Raw genomic sequence first — 1,340 nt, forward strand, 5'->3', positions numbered from 1 at the left:
GGCTCCTCGTCACTCTGAGTGGAATTAGACCACATGCTGGGGCATCCTACCGCGCACCGAAAGACAAGGAATGGCAACATGCGCAGCGACGATATTCTGCTGCTGGGGATTGGCATTCAGCCACCCTGGCAGCTGGTTGATCAGCATCTGGATACCTCGACGCAGCCCCACGAGCTGCACCTGCAGGTAGCCGGTGAGCGCGGTGCTCGCTACCCCTGTCCGACATGTGGCGCGCTCTGTCCAGCCCATGATTTTCAGGAGAAGCGCTGGCGGCACCTCAACTTCTTCCAGCACCACTGCTACATCACGGCCTCGGTGCCTCGGGTGAAGTGCCCCGACCACGGTGTCCGTCAGGTGGAAGTGCCCTGGGCGCGCAAGGGGAGCGCCTTCACGCTGTTGTTCGAGCAGGCCGCACTGGCTCTGGTTCGGGAGATGCCGGTGTTGGCTGCGGCGCGCCTGATGGACATCACCGACACGCGGTTGTGGCGCATCGTGAAGCACTACGTCGCACAGGCGATCTCGCAGTTTGATCTGAGCAACGTTCGAGGTATCGGCCTGGATGAGACGGCCAGCAAGCGCGGCCACAACTACGTTACCGTGTTCATCGACATGGAGCGGCGCAAGGAGCCAGTGCTGTTTGTCACACCCGGTCGTGGCAAGGGGACGCTGAAGCAATTTGCCGACTTTCTGAAGTCTCACGGTGGCGACCCACAGCAGGTGCTCGAAGTGGTGTGTGACATGTCGCCGGCCTTTATCAATGGCGTCAAGGAACACCTGCCGGAGGCGACCATCACGGTGGACTGGTTCCATATCGTGCAGGTCTTTACCCGCTCGGTGGACTCTGTGCGCAAGCTGGAAGGGAAGGAAAAGCCGTTGCCCAAGCAGCTGCGCTGGGCGGTACTCAAACGCGGACAGGTGGGCCACCTGACCGACAACCAGTTGCTCGCGCTGGCCGAGATTATCGATCAGGGGCTCGACACCGCCACGGCCTGGCGGATCAAGGAAAAGCTCGCCTGGGTACGCAAGGCCAGAACACCGCGAGGCGCACGCTGGCGGATCACTCACTACCTGAACTGGGCATCCTGTCTGGTTGGCGACACGCCAGCCCTGGAGCCCGTGCGAAAAGCGCTGGCTACCTTGAGGACGCATGTGGATCGAGTGGTTCAACGCTGGACCTCAACCTATACCAATGCGCGATTGGAAGGCTTGAATGGCATATTCCAGGCGGCGCGTGCCAGAGCTCGGGGATATCGCAACACGGAGACGTTCATGACCATGATCTACCTGATTGCCAGCCCTGCGGGCTCGATCCTGAAATCCACATGAAATGACGAAGAACC

Annotated in this window: 1 protein-coding gene; it reads left to right on the forward strand. The window is 60.7% G+C overall.

The window, feature by feature from the left end:
- Nucleotides 1–78: 78 nt before the first annotated feature.
- Entirely contained in the window at nt 79–1,326 is a 1,248-nt protein-coding gene (locus DDZ17_RS22185; protein WP_116369218.1) for an ISL3 family transposase, read from the forward strand.
- Nucleotides 1,327–1,340: the final 14 nt, after the last annotated feature.

This window comes from Parahaliea mediterranea, assembly GCF_003402235.1.
Taxonomy (GTDB): Bacteria; Pseudomonadota; Gammaproteobacteria; order Pseudomonadales; family Halieaceae; genus Parahaliea; species Parahaliea mediterranea.

Bases quoted from the DNA above. Each gene is read 5' to 3' on its own strand.
- DDZ17_RS22185 (WP_116369218.1), top strand. From the start codon at position 79: ATGCGCAGCGACGATATTCTGCTGCTGGGGATTGGCATTCAGCCACCC.